This is a genomic window from Acidimicrobiales bacterium (assembly GCA_036378675.1).
Classification (GTDB): Bacteria; Actinomycetota; Acidimicrobiia; order Acidimicrobiales; family Palsa-688; genus DASUWA01.
In genome coordinates this window covers 42,544-55,707 of the sequence record DASUWA010000002.1, presented here as the reverse complement: position 1 = coordinate 55,707, position 13,164 = coordinate 42,544, and the positions used below count along the sequence as shown (strand labels likewise).

General features: G+C 65.9%; 15 protein-coding genes, 1 tRNA gene and 1 other RNA gene. 10 read left to right on the top strand and 7 right to left on the bottom strand.

Features of this window, described 5'->3' with window-relative positions; genetic code table 11:
* Positions 1-61: 61 nt before the first annotated feature.
* The gene (locus tag VFZ97_00840) at positions 62-697 is read right to left on the bottom strand and encodes a GNAT family N-acetyltransferase (protein ID HEX6391954.1); all 636 of its coding nucleotides are present in this window, start codon (positions 695-697) and stop codon (positions 62-64) included.
* A 26-nt stretch (positions 698-723) separates the two neighbouring features.
* Here VFZ97_00840 and VFZ97_00835 point away from each other — a divergent pair, with 26 nt between their 5' ends.
* Entirely contained in the window at positions 724-1,527 is an 804-nt protein-coding gene (locus VFZ97_00835; GenBank protein HEX6391953.1) for an oxygenase MpaB family protein, read from the top strand.
* Between the two features lie 160 nt (positions 1,528-1,687).
* Complete coding sequence (locus tag VFZ97_00830) at positions 1,688-2,326, top strand: hypothetical protein (GenBank protein ID HEX6391952.1); 639 nt, start codon at positions 1,688-1,690, stop codon at positions 2,324-2,326.
* Between the two features lie 31 nt (positions 2,327-2,357).
* On the opposite strand, the gene VFZ97_00825 is transcribed toward VFZ97_00830, so the two are convergent.
* Together VFZ97_00825 and VFZ97_00820 are read right to left on the bottom strand one after the other, a co-directional pair.
* Positions 2,358-3,479: a Glu/Leu/Phe/Val dehydrogenase dimerization domain-containing protein gene (locus tag VFZ97_00825; protein ID HEX6391951.1), complete on the bottom strand. Its 1,122-nt coding sequence runs from the start codon at positions 3,477-3,479 to the stop codon at positions 2,358-2,360.
* 7 nt (positions 3,480-3,486) lie between these two features.
* Positions 3,487-4,260 carry an SDR family oxidoreductase gene (locus VFZ97_00820; protein ID HEX6391950.1) on the bottom strand — a complete coding sequence of 258 codons (774 nt, stop codon included), beginning with the start codon at positions 4,258-4,260 and terminating at the stop codon, positions 3,487-3,489.
* Positions 4,261-4,380: 120 nt separating this feature from the next.
* Between VFZ97_00820 and VFZ97_00815 the strand changes: the two genes are divergently transcribed.
* Entirely contained in the window at positions 4,381-4,872 is a 492-nt protein-coding gene (locus tag VFZ97_00815) for a hypothetical protein (protein ID HEX6391949.1), read from the top strand.
* Here VFZ97_00815 and VFZ97_00810 read toward each other — a convergent pair.
* A tRNA-Ser gene (locus tag VFZ97_00810) sits at positions 4,851-4,938 on the bottom strand. The two genes, VFZ97_00815 and VFZ97_00810, sit on opposite strands and share 22 nt — an antisense overlap.
* A gap of 60 nt (positions 4,939-4,998) precedes the next feature.
* On the opposite strand from VFZ97_00810, the gene ffs reads away from it, so the two are divergent.
* The 4 genes from ffs (at position 4,999) to recR (ending at position 8,182) form a co-directional block, all read left to right on the top strand.
* An RNA gene (gene ffs / locus VFZ97_00805) (signal recognition particle sRNA small type) lies at positions 4,999-5,097 on the top strand.
* Positions 5,098-5,211: 114 nt separating this feature from the next.
* Positions 5,212-7,044 (top strand): DNA polymerase III subunit gamma/tau, encoded by a 1,833-nt coding sequence (gene dnaX, locus VFZ97_00800; protein HEX6391948.1) that lies wholly within the window; start codon positions 5,212-5,214, stop codon positions 7,042-7,044.
* The gene (locus VFZ97_00795; protein ID HEX6391947.1) at positions 7,041-7,445 is read left to right on the top strand and encodes a YbaB/EbfC family nucleoid-associated protein; all 405 of its coding nucleotides are present in this window, start codon (positions 7,041-7,043) and stop codon (positions 7,443-7,445) included. Before dnaX ends, VFZ97_00795 begins: the two co-directional genes overlap by 4 nt.
* A gap of 62 nt (positions 7,446-7,507) precedes the next feature.
* Positions 7,508-8,182 carry a recombination mediator RecR gene (gene recR, locus VFZ97_00790; GenBank protein ID HEX6391946.1) on the top strand — a complete coding sequence of 225 codons (675 nt, stop codon included), beginning with the start codon at positions 7,508-7,510 and terminating at the stop codon, positions 8,180-8,182.
* Here the strand turns inward: recR and VFZ97_00785 are convergent.
* Positions 8,179-9,360, bottom strand: coding sequence for an acetyl-CoA C-acetyltransferase (locus VFZ97_00785; protein ID HEX6391945.1), 1,182 nt, complete (start codon positions 9,358-9,360; stop codon positions 8,179-8,181). The genes recR and VFZ97_00785 overlap by 4 nt on opposite strands.
* A gap of 108 nt (positions 9,361-9,468) precedes the next feature.
* Between VFZ97_00785 and mce the strand changes: the two genes are divergently transcribed.
* Positions 9,469-9,870, top strand: coding sequence for a methylmalonyl-CoA epimerase (gene mce / locus VFZ97_00780; GenBank protein HEX6391944.1), 402 nt, complete (start codon positions 9,469-9,471; stop codon positions 9,868-9,870).
* Positions 9,871-9,881: 11 nt separating this feature from the next.
* Positions 9,882-10,853, top strand: coding sequence for a type I methionyl aminopeptidase (gene map / locus VFZ97_00775; GenBank protein HEX6391943.1), 972 nt, complete (start codon positions 9,882-9,884; stop codon positions 10,851-10,853).
* Here map and VFZ97_00770 read toward each other — a convergent pair.
* On the bottom strand, positions 10,847-11,428 hold the full coding sequence (locus tag VFZ97_00770) for an HAD family phosphatase (GenBank protein HEX6391942.1): 582 nt from the start codon (positions 11,426-11,428) through the stop codon (positions 10,847-10,849). The two genes, map and VFZ97_00770, sit on opposite strands and share 7 nt — an antisense overlap.
* A 28-nt stretch (positions 11,429-11,456) precedes the next feature.
* Here VFZ97_00770 and VFZ97_00765 point away from each other — a divergent pair, with 28 nt between their 5' ends.
* Positions 11,457-12,383, top strand: coding sequence for a 5'-3' exonuclease H3TH domain-containing protein (locus VFZ97_00765; GenBank protein ID HEX6391941.1), 927 nt, complete (start codon positions 11,457-11,459; stop codon positions 12,381-12,383).
* Positions 12,384-12,388: 5 nt separating this feature from the next.
* On the opposite strand, the gene aat is transcribed toward VFZ97_00765, so the two are convergent.
* Entirely contained in the window at positions 12,389-13,117 is a 729-nt protein-coding gene (aat, locus tag VFZ97_00760; protein HEX6391940.1) for a leucyl/phenylalanyl-tRNA--protein transferase, read from the bottom strand.
* Positions 13,118-13,164 lie beyond the last annotated feature (47 nt).

Sequence of the window (13,164 nt, the reverse complement as noted above, 5' to 3'; positions counted from 1 at the left end):
GCCCGGGCGGTATTCCGAGGCCTGAGCGCGGCGGGCGCTCCGGCGGGGACAAGGCCGATCGCTAGCGGCTGGGACGGCGCATCGTCCAGAGTGGCGGGCCGTCCTTGACAGGCCGCAACTCCTGGTCCACCTCGTAACCGAACCGCCGGTAGTAGACGAGGTTCTCCGGCTTTTGGGTCTCGAGGTAGCAGTCCAGGCCCTCCTTGTCGGCGGACGCCATGCCCTCTTCCTGCAGCCGTTCCCCGATACCCAGGCGCTGCGCCGACGGGTCGACGACGAGGAGCAGCAAGTACCAGAGCTGATCCTTCGGATGAGCCTTTTCGATAGCGATCAGGTAGCGCAGACCCTTAAGAAGCGCCGACGGTCTCTGCGCCATGGCCCACGCCGAGCCGGCGAGCTGCCGCAACTGCGTGGCGACCGGCAGCGGGTAGGTCCCGGGCGGAAACCAGGCCGACACTCCGACCAGCCGGCCGTCAGCAGTGCGCGCCCCCGACAGCCGGGTGTCGGGACCGAGCGCGGCCAGCTCGGAGCGCCAGAACAGGGCGAGCCCACGAGCTCTCGTTATCCCATGCGGGTCGAGATACTCGAAGAAAGGGTCGTTGTGGAATGCGCGTGCCGCGACCATGGCCGCGTCTTCCAAGTCCTTCCCCCGGTTGGACAGGGGGGTGATCTCAACCTCGATGCGGGAAGCTGCCATCGCAGCGAGAGTACGCTCACTCGCAGGTGACTGACCACATCCCGATGGATTCTTTGGTCCGCCGGATAAACAACGAGCCGGCCGTCGCGCTGCTGGCCGGACGCGCCCTTGTCCTCCAGCTGGCCCACCCCGCTGTGGCCCACGGAGTCGAGGACCACTCTGACTTCCGAACCAACCCGTTCAAACGCCTGCGAGGCACGGCCGAAGCGATGTTCGCCATCGTCAACGGCAGCGAGGCGCTTGCCGCCGGCGTCGGAGGACGCATCCACCGGATCCACGAGCACGTAGTGGGACCGGGGTACGAAGCAAATCGGGTTGAAAACCTGATGTGGGTACACGCGACCCTGGTTGACTCGGCGCTGCTCGCCTACACCACGTTCGTCGGCGCACTGTCGGCGGGTGATGTCGAAGCGTTCTATCAGGACTCCAAGCTCGTGTCGGAGCCGCTTGGTTTGCCAGTAGAAGCGCATCCGCCGACGGTCGATGACTTCCGCGCCTACTTCGACGGAATGGTGAACTCGATGGAGGTCGACGGTGTGGCAAGGGACCTGGTCAATTTCGTGTTGCGCCCGCGACTGCCGGGTCACCTGGAGGTTCCGCTCAGACCGATCTTGGGCCTGGAAAGGCTGATCACATACGGGACCACGCCGAAAAGGTTGAGAGCCGAGTTCGGCATGGTTTGGGACGGACGCCGGCAACGCGTTTTCGACGCGTGGGTGCTCGCGATCCGGACCGCCAACCGCGTCCAGCCGGCAGCCATCCGCAGTGCTCCAGCGCGCTTGGGAGGCGAGTTGCTCGTGAGGCGGGCACGGAGGCGTCTCGCCGCCTAGACGCTTTAGGCGTTATGGGGCAATTAGGCCCCTAGACCAAGTTTCGGACCGGGCGGATACTGGCTTGCAAGGGAGACTTCTGCGGGCGTTCAGCGCCTTCCCTTGCCGGCAGGGACGGGGCAGCGACATGCCGGGTCGCAACCTAGGAATGGAGGGGAGTATGTACCAGTGGTCACGCACTGCCCGGCTCGTCGTGGGGCATCCTCGCGACGGAATGGACTGGGCGGTGAGAATCACCGAGAAGGTGAACCAGATCTCGAGCGTTCGGTCGACCTTGTGGGCGTCCTTCGCCTCTCCAGACGCAGGTATGTGCGCCTGGTCGCTGATGGTCGAGGAGCCAGCCGAGCTCGAGGAGATCAACTCAAAGCTGTCCGTCGACAACGGGTTTCTCACCTTGGCAGCCGAGAGCGCCAATTACGTCGCCGACGGCACCATGCAGGATCGCCTGGCCACCATCGTGTACGCGACGCCGGGAGCCGCAGGGGGTGACTTCCACTGGGCTTCGGTCACCACCGCGACAGTGACTCCTGGCAACGTCCGTCGCGGAACGGAGTTGGGCGTTCAGTTCGCTCAACTGGCCAACCAGATCAGCGGAAGAGAAGCGATGTTCCAGACGGGCATCACTGGGGAGTTCGGATCCGTCACCTGGGTGCTCCTGGCCGATAGCTTCGGGCAGCTGCAGGAATCGGAGGCGAAGATCAATTCCGATCCTTCGTTCCTGGAGCTGATCGACAACGAGGCGTCGAAGGCCTATCAACCGATGGGAGCGATGGTCAGCTGCTACCGGAGGATCGCCTAGCGGCGGCTCACACATCCTGGCGCTCCGGCTCCTAGGAGCCGTGGCGCCGGGGCGGCCCGAAGGACCGGATGCGCTTGCTTGTGGCTACGTCGTTGATGCGCGCTTCCGCCAACGACTCCGCGGCCTTGACGGTCGTAATTGCATCGCGGTCCGACAAGCGCAGGATCTCGGCGGTCGTAATGGATATCCGCTCGACCGCGGCCATGGCTCGTTCGTGGTGGTAGCCCATTAGCTCGTCCGCGATGTTGATGACACCCCCAGCGTTGGCCACAAAGTCCGGGACGTAGACGATCCCCCTGGCGGCGAGACGGTCGGCGTCTTTTTCGGCGGCGAGCTGGTTGTTCGCCGCACCGACGATCGCGCGGCAGCGCAGTGCCGGGATCGACGCCTCGTTCAGAACGCCTCCGAGCGCGCACGGAGAAAGGATGTCGCACGCGATCGCGTGTACGCCGTGTACGTCCGCAACCTGCACGTCGAGGTTCGGATCCGTGACGAGCCGCGACACCGCCGCGTCGTCGACGTCCGCGATCGTGACCTTCGCACCGTCGCCGTTGAGTAGGTGGACGAGGGACGAGCCGACCTTCCCGACGCCAGAGATGACAACGTGCAACCCAGCCAGGTCCGGGGCCCCGTCGAGGTGTGCCGCCGTAGCGCGCATCGACCAGTAGACACCTCTGGCAGTGGCCTCCGAAGGATCGCCGGAACCGCCGAGCAAAGGTGAGGTGCCGGTCACGCATTGTGTTTCCCGGGCGATCATGTCCATGTCCGCCTGGGTTGTGCCGACGTCCTCTGCTGTCAGGTACCGCCCGCCGAGCGAGTCGATGAAGCGGGCGTAGGTGCGGAGGAGCTCTTCTGTTTTCGTCGTTGCAGGATTTCCGATGATCACCGCTTTGCCGCCGCCCAGATCGAGGCCTGCGAGCGCGGACTTGTACGTCATTCCCTTGGCGAGCCTCAGCACGTCGGTCAACGCCGCTGCCCCGGATCCGTAGGGATAGAAGCGTGTTCCACCGAGTGCCGGCCCGAGTACGGTTGAGTGGATTGCGATGATCGCCTTGAGGCCGGTCGCTTTGTCGTGGCAGTAAACGACCTGCTCGTACTCGTCGCCGATCTGACCGAATACGTCGATGGGGGGTAGCTCGCCGGCGCACGTCATCTGCGACTCAGTTGAGCAGGGCTCCTCCGTCGACGACGACGAGCTCTCCCGTCATCCAGGAAGACATGTCGCTGGCTAGGAACAGCGCCGCCTTGGCGATGTCTACCGGCTCGCCGAGTCGCCGAAGGGGCAGTCCGGGAGGGGTCTTGTCGCCCAGAGGCTCCCAGAGAGCGCGGGCGAAGTCGGTTTTGACCAGGCCGGGGGCGATCACGTTGACGCGGACACCTGGCGCCAGTTCGGTTGCCAGGTGCTTGGTCATGTGGATCAGGCCGGCCTTGGTGAGGTCGTAGATGCCGAGGGGTCCGCCAAACGAAAGCCCCCCGATCGAGGCGATGTTGATGACGTTTCCTCCGCGCTCGGACATGATCTGGCGCCACGCTTCCTGGGTCCAGACCAGCGGTCCTCTGAGGTTGACCTCCATGGTCTTGTCGTAGCGAGGCAGGTCGATGTCGATCGCTCGGCCGAAGTAGGGATTGGTTGCGGCGTTATTCACGAGGATGTCGAGCCCGCCGAACGTGTCGACAGTCGCCCGGATGCACGCGGCCGCTTGGTCAGGGTCACCCGCGTGGGCGGAGTGCACGGCCGTGTAACCGTCGATCGTTGCCGCCGCCCCCTCGAGCGCGTCCTTCTTTCGCGAGGACAGCATCACCTTTGCCCCGTGCTCGGCGAGGATCTTGGCGATCCCGAGTCCTATCCCCTTGGACGCCCCGGTCACCAAAGCGACCTTGCCGGTGAGGTCGGTCAGGCCGGCACTCTCGGGGTGCTTCTCGGCGGGGGTCATGTTCGGGGATCCTTCCTCTCGTGCTTTTCTGCGGTAGGGCGATACGTCCCGTTCGGTGCGGGTGCGTGGCCCGACGGAGAGCTTGCCATGACTTCCCAGCGTCTAGCATCCCGGCGGGTTATGGCCGAGGATCTGGTCGAGGTCCACATGAAGGGCGTCCCGCTCGCCATTCACCAGCGCGCCGGAGAGCACAGCGCCGAGATAATGCGCGAGTTCGCCCACCTCGTGGAAGGACCGAGCGCAGCCGACGCCCCGGCGCGGCTCATAGTGTTGGACCGGGTTCTTCAGGCCGCCTATCAGCGCTTCTCTCAAGGAACTTCCGATCAACTCGACGCCGCGCTCTCACGTGGAGACACAGAGGCGGATCTCGTCTATACGGTTCCAAAGGAAGCCGGCGCGGCTTCGGAGGCGTACCAGCGGATATGGGAAGAGGTCGACGCGTACTGCGCGGACGGTAAGTACCTGCTCGCATTGCGAAGCCCGCCCGATGTGGCCGCTTACCGCCGCTGGGTTACGGGCGAGTTCGTGAAGCAGACCGCCGGCGGACCTCCGATGCGCTGGTCGAATTGGCTCAGGCGGTTGCCCGAGTCTGGCGGAGAGGGTGGGATTTGAACCCACGGTCCCTTGCAGGACACACGATTTCCAATCGTGCCGATTCGGCCGCTCTCGCACCCCTCCTCGTATGTTGGGGTCCCTAGGGTATCTTGTCTTCCGGAAGGACTTGGCGCCCGGCGCGGTGGTCGGGTCCTGCGCAACGGTGCACCGTGAACCGAGTCAGGGCCTGACGGCAGCAGCTCTCAGCGGAACGCTCCGTGTGCCGCAGATCGCCTGACCGCCGCGCCGGGCGCCATGTCTTTGTGCTGGGGTCCTTGTACCAGGTCTATGTAGCGGCTCGGCCCGCACCGAAGCGGCGTCTTGAACGGTCTCCCTGCTGCCATAGTCTGGGCGTTCGTGGCTTCTCTGCCTGACGTTCCTTCCGGTACCGACCCAGGTCGGGGGGAGGGTTCGGCCTATCGGGCGCTTTACCGGCGCTTCCGTCCGCAGCGTTTCTCCGAAGTCCTTGGCCAGGAGCACGTGACCAGGGCTCTTCGGGGAGCCGTACGGGAAGGCAAGGTCGCCCACGCCTACCTCTTCAGCGGCCCACGCGGGACCGGCAAGACGTCCACCGCCCGGATCCTCGCGATGGCTCTCAACTGCGAGCATCCCGAGGACGGTGAGCCAGACGGTACGTGCGCGTCGTGCGTGGCCATCCGGCAGGGTTCGTCGCTCGATGTTCAGGAGCTCGACTCTGCGACGAACAGGGGCATCGATGAAATGAAGGACCTGCTGTCTCGGGTTTCGCTCGGAACCCCCGGTCGGTGGAAGGTCTACATCATCGACGAGGTGCACCAGCTGACACCGCAGGCGGCGAGCGCCCTGCTGAAGACTCTGGAGGAGCCCCCGGGGCACGTGATTTTCGTGCTCGCCACGACAGACCCGCAGAAGGTGATGCCGACAATCCGGAGTCGCACCCAGCACTTCGAGTTCCGTTTGCTCGGGTCCGAGGTTCTCGGCACCCTCCTGCACGATGTCAACTCGAAGGCCTCGCTGGGACTTCCCTCCGAGGCGATCGATCTGGTGGTGAAGCGCGGTCACGGCTCGGCGCGGGACGCTCTTTCCGCACTGGATCAGGTTGCTGCCGCCGGCGGGGTCGACGATGAGGCAACAGTTGTCGCCGATCTCGTCACCGCGATAGGCGACCGCGACTCCGGAAGGGTTCTCGTCGAGGTCGCCGAAGCAGCCGCCGCAGGTCGGGACCCCAGGCGTATCGCGACCGAAGTCCTCGAGTACCTGAGGAATGGCTTTCTTGCCACCCAGGCCCGCTCGCTGGTGATGCTTCCGGACGACGTCGCCGCCGAAGCTGAAGCGGAGGCGCGGCGCCTTGGCACGGCGTCGCTCGTCCGCGCCATGGAGGTTCTGGGCCGGGCGATCATCGACATGCGCGACGCTCCCGACCCGCGGGTGACGCTCGAGGTTGCGCTGGTCCGCCTCACCGCACCCGAGGCCGACGACTCGCGCCCGGCTCTGCTGGAGAGGATCGAGCGACTCGAACGGGCGATCAGCCAGGGTGGATCGGGGTCGGTGCCGGGCGGCGGCAGCGCTACTTCCGAGAGCACTGAGGGCCGTTCGTCGGGGATGCCCCGGCCCGCCCTGGGAGCCCATCGCCGCCAGCAGCCGCCGCGGCAGGCGAGCGCTGCGGAGCCGGCACCCGCAGCGGAGCCGGCACCCGCCGCGGCACCGGCACCGGCCGGGCGAGCCGGTGCAGCCACTCTGACATCCCCGGCCACCGGCGAGATGCCCACCCGAGAGGACCTCACCCTCGCCTGGGGTGACCGGATCCTTCCGGGTCTGCGGCCCGGGGTGAAGGTGTACCTGTCGTCAGGCCGCTTCCTGGGCGTCGAGGACGGCCGCGCTATCTACGCGGTTCCCGACCAGGGATTGCTCAACCGAGCCGAGCCGCTGCTCCCCGAGGTCGAAGCGGCCCTCGGAGCGCACTTCGGGCGGCCGGTGCCGATGGTTCTAGTGCTCGACCCCGGCTCGAAACCGGTTGCCGCTCAACACGGACAGGACGGAGAGCGGTCCACATCCGGTGCATCACTACGGTCGGGGGGAGCACCCGAAGGCGACCACGAAGACTTCCGGAACCTCGATGTCACCGAACTGCAGGACGCGCCCACCGCCGCATTGAGCCCGGAGCAGCGACTGATGGAAGCGTTCCCGGGAGCGGAGGAGGTCACGCCATGAGCGACACATCCGGACCGGAAGGCGGGCTCCCGGACTTCGGCTCACTTCTCTCGCAGCTAGGGCAGGTGCAGGAGAACCTGCGCCAGGCCCAGAGAGAGGCAGCCGACACGACGGTCGAAGGAAGCGCCGGCGGCGGTGCCGTCCGGGTCATCACGACCGGGGGACTCGACTTCCAGTCCGTCAAGATCGACCCGGAAGTCATCGACCCCGAGGACGCAGAGATGCTCGAAGACCTCATCCTCGCGGCCGTGCGCGACGCGGTGGAGAAGGCCAGCGCATTGACTTCCGAAGCGATCGGAGGGATCGGCGGAAGCCTTGGCGGCCTGCTCGGGGGCCTCGGGACACCGGGCAAGGAAGGCGGGGTGGGGCCGGCCGATCCAGGAGGATTGCTCGGCCTCTGACCGATACCTGACTGCTTGATAACCGTCCGTTCGCTCGGGCCGCGGGTAGTCTCGGTCCCCCGATGTATGCAGCCGCAGTCCAAGATCTGATCGACGAGCTTGGGCGCCTGCCGGGCGTCGGACCTAAGTCCGCGCAGCGCATCGCCTTCCATTTGTTGAAGCTCTCTCCGGAAGACGCCCTGCGCCTCTCGAGGGCGATCGAGATCGTCAAGGAGCGGGTTTCATGGTGCCGGCGTTGCTTCAACATCGCCGAGGGCACTGCCGCGACGAACGGTCACGGCGGCGAGAGCATCACGGCCGAACCCGGAGCTGCCGGCGGCGAAGCGGAGCAAGTCGAATGCGATATCTGCCGGGATCCTCGAAGGGATTCGACGGTCCTTCTCGTCGTGGAGGAGCCCAGAGACGTCGTGGCGATAGAGAAGGTTCGCGAGTACCACGGCCGCTATCACGTCCTTCAAGGCGCGATCAGCCCGATCGACGGGATCGGCCCGGAGCGCCTGCGCATCCGGGAGCTCCTGGCGCGAATCGATTCCGAGCAGGTCCGGGAGGTGATCCTGTGCACCAATCCCAACATCGAGGGCGACGCGACCGCGCTGTACCTGGGAACGCTTCTGAAGCCGCTGCCGGTGAAGGTGACTCAAGTGGCACGCGGCCTTCCGGCAGGGGGTGACCTCGAGTATGCGGACGAGGTGACCCTCGGCAGGGCGCTCGAGGGGCGCCGAGAACTCGTCGACTAAGCCCGAACAACCAGGGCGTCGCCCTGCCCGCCGCCTCCGCAAAGGGCTGCCACGCCGACGCCGCCGCCCCGCCGGCGCAGCTCGCTCAACAAAGTGAGGGCCAGGCGATTGCCCGACGCCCCGATGGGGTGTCCCAAGGCGATGGCGCCGCCGTTGGGGTTGACGATGTCCGATGGGACCCCCAGATCGTCGATGGAGGCGAGAGCAACAGCGGCGAAGGCCTCGTTGAACTCGAACAGGTCGACGTCGGCAATCGCAAGGCCCCCCTTTTCGAGAGCCACCCGCGACGAGTTCGACGGCTGGGTCATCAGACAGGTGTCCGGTCCTGCCACCATCCCGTAGCTGACCACCCGGCCTAGTGGTTCCACCCCACACCTCTGCGCGGCGGCCTCCGACATGACGACCACCGCTGAAGCGCCGTCCGAGATCTGAGAGGCGTTCCCGGCGGTGATCGATCCTTCCGGTGAAAACGCCGGCCGAAGCGCAGCAAGCGACTCGGCGGACGTGCCCGGCCTGATGCCCTCGTCGGAACTGACAACCACGGGGTCACCTTTCCTCTGGGGTACTTCGACCGGAACGATCTCTGCCGCGAAGAGTCCGTCCTTGGTCGCCCGGGCGGCTCTCTCATGCGAGTCCGCCGCGAAGGCGTCCTGGCGGTCGCGGGTCACCTTCGGGAACTTCGGCAGATGGTGCTCGGTGTCGAGCCCCATCGCTTCATGGCTACGGGCGTCTTCCAAACCGTCGTACATCATCGAATCGTGCAGGGTCGCGTCGCCCACACGAAAGCCCTGCCGGGCTCCGAGCAAGAGGTGGGGAGCACTGGTCATCGACTCCATGCCCCCGGCCACGATGATTTCGGCATCGCCGGCCGAGATCATCAGGTCGGCCTGGTAGACGGCGTTGAGGCCCGAGAGGCACACCTTGTTGACGACCGCCGCCGGCGTGGTCATCGGGATCCCTGCGCCTGCCGCGGCCTGACGCGCCGGGACCTGGCCGGCGCCGGCGAGAAGTACCTGGCCCATGATCACGTAGTCGACGTCGTCCGGCTTGGTGCCGGCCCGTTCGAGGGCGGCTCTGATCGCGTGGGAGCCGAGCTGCGCCGCAGAGAACCCCGCGAATGCTCCCGACAGCTTGCCTATCGGCGTCTTGGCGCCGGCGACGATCACCGAACCGGGCATTCTGTTCCTCCTGCCGTCGATCGATTGACCAGGTCAGTGCACGGTCCGGCACCCGGGCACCTTTTGTGCGCTTCCTGGGACGAGGCACTCTGGCGGTACCCTGAGTTGATGGCGCTGACCGAAGTCGACCACGTCGCTATAGCCGTTCGCGATCTGGACGCGGCGATCGATTGGTACAAGCAGGCGTTCGGAGCGACCGTGGCCCACCGGGAGGTGGTCGAACGCGACGGTGTGGAAGAAGCGTTGCTGGCGGTCGCGGACTCCTATGTTCAGCTGTTGACCCCAACTCGAGACGACTCGCCGGTCGCCAAGTTCCTCGACAACAAGGGAGAAGGCCTCCACCACGTCGGTTACCGAGTCGACGACTGCGCCGAGGCGCTCCACCAGGCAATCGCGGCCGGCGCGCGCGCGATCGACACCGAACCGCGTCCCGGCTCCCGAGGGACGACCGTAGCTTTCCTCCATCCGAAGGCCGCGTTCGGCACCCTCATCGAGCTGGTTCAGGAGTAAGGCGAGTCACCTTGGGCACGTCGACTCAACGATCCGCAATCATCGATGAGAAAACGAGATCGCTGAAGTCCAACGATCCGTGCTGGTGCGGCAGCGGCCGCAAGTTCAAGCGTTGTCACAAGGCCTCTCAAGGCAGGGTTCTCCCGGGGGTGGTGAGCCCGATGCGTACCGTTCCCGACGGGATCGTGCTCACCGATTACTACTTCAGCGGTGAGCCGGCGAAGTTCGACGAGCCGATGGTAAAGGCGCCCCAAGTCATCGAGCGGATGCGTGTAGCGGGGCGTTTGGCCGCCGAAGTTCTGGCTGTAACCGGTCGAGCTGTCGCCCCGGGCATCACGACCGACGAGCTCGACGCCGTCGCCCACGATGCTTACATCGAACGTGGCGCGTGCCCCTCGACGCTCAACTACCACGGCTATCCGAAATCGATCTGCACGTCGGTCAACGAGGTGATCTGCCACGGCATCCCCGACGACCGGCCGCTCGAAGATGGTGACATCGTCAACATCGACGTCACCGCGTACCTCGATGGCGTGCACGGCGACTGCAACGCGACGTTCTACGTCGGGGACGTCGACGCGGAATCACGCCGGCTGGTAGAGGTGACCCGCGAGTGCCGCCAGCGAGGCATCGACGCGGTGAAGCCCGGTCGTCCACTCTCAGACATCGGTGCCGCGATCGAGGATCACGCCCACGCCAACGGTTACGGCGTCGTGAGGATGTTCGTCGGGCATGGCATCGGCGAGCAGTTCCACACGTCGCCGAGTGTTCCGCACTACTACACCCCAGAGGCCTCGACGATCATGGAGCCGGGCATGGTTTTCACCATAGAACCGATGATCACGATCGGAACCTGGCGGGAGAAGATGTGGAGCAACGGGTGGACAGCCGTCACTGCTGATGGCCGCCGCACCGCTCAGTTCGAGCACACCATCCTGGTGACAGACGACGGTGCGGTAATCCTCACGCCCGAACCTCAGTAGAGCCCGGCGAACTGGCCTGGGCTCTCGAAGAGAACCGCGCGTATACCCAACTCCCTCGCTCCGTCGACGTTGACCTGCCGGTCGTCGACGAACAGCACCTCGTCGGGGCTCGCACCAAGGGCATCGAGAACCGACTTGTAAGCAGCCGCCTCGGGCTTGACCGCGCGGAGATCGCAGCTGAAGAACTTCCGGGAAAAAGGTGCCAGCCATGGTGCGGCAGCGATCCCCGCCGCCACCTCGACGGGCGCGTTCGAGAAAAGGGCGAGGTCGAAGCCACGATCGTTCAACTGCTCAACCGCCTGGACGCTGCCGAGGTTGGGGTGGAGCCATCCGGCCACATCCGCAGCGAATATCCGGAGCAACTCGTCGGTGTCCGGTTCCCGACCGAGGACGGATGACCAGTACTCGCCGCCCGACAGATCGCCGCGGTCGTAGGCGCGTCGGTGGGTCCAGTACGCGGACCAGAAGGAATCGCTCGAACCGCGCCAACCTCCAGCTTTTTGCAATGTTTCACGGTCCCGTTGCGGAGGGGCGAGTGACAACACCTCTCCGTAGTCGCACAGCAGCCAGCTCACTCCGACCAAGCTAACTGCACTGGCCTAACTGCACCCGGCGCCGTGTTCTCCGTGCCATGCTGGGGGCATCAGGGTCTTCCTCGTCGACGGTACCTACGAGCTGTTTCGTCATTTCTTCGGAGCTCCAACCCACGTCAACGCCCGCGGCGAGGACGTGGCCGCAACGCGCGGGGTGCTGTCGTCAGTTCTCTCTTTGATCGAAGAAGGCGCGACGCACGTCGGCGTCGCTACAGATCATGTGATCGAGTCTTTCCGCAACGATCTGTGGCCGGGCTACAAGACGAGCGAGGGCGTGGATCCGGTCCTGCTCGCGCAGTTCGGCTTGCTCGAAGAGGCGCTGACGGCCACCGGTTTTGTGGTTTGGCCGATGGTCGACCTCGAGGCTGACGACGCGCTCGCGTCCGCCGCGGCCGTCTCCTCACGGGACAACGCGGTCGAGCAGGTGGTGATTTGCACACCGGACAAGGACCTCGGCCAGTGCGTCTCCGACGGGCGCGTTGTCCAACTGGATCGCCGGCGCGGCATGGTCATCGACGAGGAGGGAGTGCGAGCGAAGTTCGGTGTCGGTCCGGCTTCGATACCGGATTATCTAGCCTTGGTCGGCGACAGTGCTGACGGTTTTCCCGGCTTGGCCGGTTGGGGTGCAAAGTCAGCCGCCGCTGTCCTTGCCCGTTACAGGCACCTCGAGGAGATACCCGATTCTGCGACCGACTGGAAGGTCTCCGTGCGCGGCGGCGGCACCCTAGCGTCAACTTTGGCGGCCCAACGCGACCTCGCCTACCTGTTCAGGGATCTGGCGACGCTGCGGACCGATCCTGCCGTCCTCGGGTCTCCGGAGGATCTGCGATGGGCCGGGCCCACGCCGGCGTTCGAGGAGCTCGCCGCCAACGTCCTCGACTCGCCGGGGCTGATCGAACGCGTCCGCCGCCTGCAAGCACGCCTCGAAGCCGGCTGAGCACGTCACGTACCACCGAACACCTTCGGCTGGGACAACCCGAGAGCCCTGTGCAGCAGATCGTGATACCGCGCCCGGCTGACCTCGACCGCCCCCAAGGTTTTGAGGTGGGGCGTGGCCCACTGAACGTCGAGTAACCGGGCTTCACCCGGCAAGGCTCTCAGTATCTCGACCAAACCGACGAACGCGACCTTCGAGGCATCGGTCTGGCGGTGGAACATCGACTCGCCGGCGAACAAGCCACCCATGGTAACTCCGTAGAGCCCGCCGGCCAGTCTTCCCCGTTCGTCCCATGCTTCGACGCTGTGCACCCATCCCAGTTCGTGGAGGCGGGTGTAGGCACGGATGATGTCCTTGTCGATCCAAGCCCCGGGGCGCCGTCGGTCCGCGCACGACCAGATCACCTCGTCGAACCCCTCGTTCACCCTTATCTCGAAGCGTCGCAGTGACCGGCGAAGCGAGCGTGAGACGTGAACCTGTTGCGGCTCCAACGGGACGATGCCGCGGGGGTCCGGAGACCACCACGCAACCACGCCGCGACGTGCCGGCATCGGGAAAACGCCGCCCCGGTATGCCGCCAGCAAAGTCCCCGGCTCGAGGTCCGCGCCGACCCCGATGACCTCCGATCTGATTCCGTCTCCAGTGGACGCGGCGGCCCTCGCCAGCGCCTCCGGCCCCTCGGGGAACGCCCAGCGGGTTGGTGTCGGCTCGACCAACGGCCATGCGCTTCCCACGATTTCAGTCTGCCCCGCCGACGGAGGGCGGGGCGTCCTCGAATGGG